Below are 2,197 nucleotides of genomic sequence, written 5' to 3'. Positions count from 1 at the left end.
GTCGATGCGCTCGCGCGAGAAGGCGTCGATCTCCAGGCCCTGGATGATCTCGAACCGGCCGTCCACGGCGCGGACCGGGAACGACGAGACGAGCCCCTCCGGCACCCCGTAGGAGCCGTCGGACACCACGGCGGCCGAGGTCCAGTCGGTGCCGTTGACCCAGTCGTAGACGTGGTCGATCGCCGCGTTGGCGGCCGAGGCCGCGGACGAGGCGCCGCGCGCCTCGATGATGGCGGCGCCGCGCTTGGCGACCGTCGGGATGAACGTGTCGCGCAGCCACTCGCTGTCGACCTGCTCGGCCGCGATCTTGCCGCCCACCTCGGCGTGGAACAGGTCGGGGTACTGGGTGGCGGAGTGGTTGCCCCAGATCGTCATGTGCTTGATCTCGGTGACCGGCACCTGGAGCTTGGCGGCCAGCTGGGAGAGCGCGCGGTTGTGGTCGAGGCGGGTCATCGCGGTGAAGCGCTCGGCGGGGACGTCGGGCGCGTGCTGCTGGGCGATGAGCGCGTTGGTGTTGGCGGGGTTGCCCACGACGAGGACCCTGATGTCGTCGGCGGCGTGGTCGTTGATCGCCTTACCCTGGGGGCCGAAGATGCCGCCGTTGGCGCCGAGCAGGTCGCCGCGCTCCATGCCGGCCTTGCGCGGCATGGCGCCGACGAGGAGGGCCACACTGGCTCCGTCGAACGCCACGTTGGGGTCGTCGCTGATCTCGATCCCCGACAGCAGCGGGAACGCGCAGTCGTCGAGCTCCATGGCGGTGCCCTCGGCCGCCTTCACCGCCTGGGGGACCTCCAGCAGGCTCAGCTTGACCGGGACGTCCGGGCCGAGCAGCTGGCCCGACGCGATGCGGAACAGCAGCGCGTAGCCGATCTGACCGGCGGCACCGGTGACGGTCACCTTGACGGGCGTGGCCATGGCCTTCCCCTAACTCGCAGGACGATTCATTGACTTTCGGGATGCTACCCGCTTGTCATCCGCAGGACTCCGCCGAGGGCTGCTCCAGCTCCATCGCGAACTCCACCTTGGCGAAGTGCCTGCTCAGCAGCTGCTTCATGGCGCCCGACCGGTAGAGCTCGGCGATCACGGCCTTGATCGCCTTGCAGGCCTTCGTGTCGTCCCGCTTGATGCCGACAGCGTAGCGCTCGTTGCTGAGCTGGGCGCCCAGGATCTTGTAACGGAGGTTCTCGCGGCTGGCGAACCCGGCGAGGATGAGGTCGTCACCGGGCACCGCGTCGACTTCGCCGCTCCTGAGCAGGTCCATGCACTCGGCGTAGTTGGCGGCCGTCACGGGCTCGACCTTCACGATGTCCTGCACCTTGCCGACCGAGGGGCTGTTGAGCGCGCAGATCTTCCGGCCCGCGAGGTCCTCGATGGACTCGATGCCGCTTCCGCTGTGGACAAGGATGTCCTGGTGCGCGAGGTAGTAGGGGCCGGCGAACCGGACCCTGTCCTCGTCCTGCTCGTCGATGGAGTAGGTGGCGACCACCAGGTCCACCGTGCCCTCGTCCAGCAGGTCGGCCCTGTCGCCGCGGGTGACCCTGACGAACTCCGTCTGCTTCGCGCCGAGCGCGGCGGCGATCCGCTTGGCCACCTCGACGTCGAACCCGTCGAAGCCGCCGTTCCGCTCCAGCCCGACGCCGGGGAGGTCGCCCTTCACGCCGATGACTAACTTCCCGGTGGTGGCGGCCTTGTCGACCACGCTGACGAACGCGTCCGGCCCGTCCCCGCCGTTGTCGTCCGGTATCAGCAGGTTCAACACCTGCGGCGGCCAGCCGTTCATGAGGCCGACGGCCGCCGCGCCGGCCAGCAGGAGGAGGGTGAGGGCGAGGGCGACCCACCGGCCCCTGCGCCGCCGCCTGGACCGCACCGGCCGGCGCGGCGGGGCGGGCTTGGACGGCCGTCCCGGCCCGGTGCCGGGCACGGGCGTGCCGGTCGCCGATTCGGGTGGTGGCGCCAGGCCGCCGGCCTGCGGGGACAGCCGCGTGGGCACTCCGGCCGGCTGCGGATACGTACCGACCTGCGCCGGAAACGCCTCGGCGTGCGGCGAGGACATCTCGCCCGCGTACCGGGAGGACGTCCCGCCCGTGTGGGAGGACGTCCCACCTGTGTGGGAGGACGTCCCGCCCGTGTGGGAGGACGTCCCACCCGTGTGGGAGGACGTCCCGGCCGTGTGGGAGGACGTCCCCCCGGTGCTGGA

At 71.0% G+C, this 2,197-nt stretch carries 2 protein-coding genes; both read right to left on the bottom strand.

The annotated features are described in order from the left end of the window. The coding region (locus DAT37_RS12840; RefSeq protein ID WP_109524984.1) for a malate dehydrogenase at positions 1-915 on the bottom strand (915 nt) is incomplete at its 3' end. A 55-nt stretch (positions 916-970) separates the two neighbouring features. Then, a complete protein-coding gene (locus DAT37_RS12835) occupies positions 971-2,053 on the bottom strand; it encodes a glutamate ABC transporter substrate-binding protein (protein ID WP_157978469.1) in 1,083 nt (360 codons plus the stop codon). Positions 2,054-2,197 lie beyond the last annotated feature (144 nt).

Origin of the sequence: Nocardia aurea (assembly GCF_003123685.1) — a bacterium.
In the GTDB taxonomy this organism is placed as follows: Bacteria; Actinomycetota; Actinomycetes; order Mycobacteriales; family Mycobacteriaceae; genus Nocardia; species Nocardia aurea.
The sequence above is the reverse complement of the archived record's forward strand: the minus strand, read 5'-3'. Positions and strand labels throughout refer to the sequence as shown.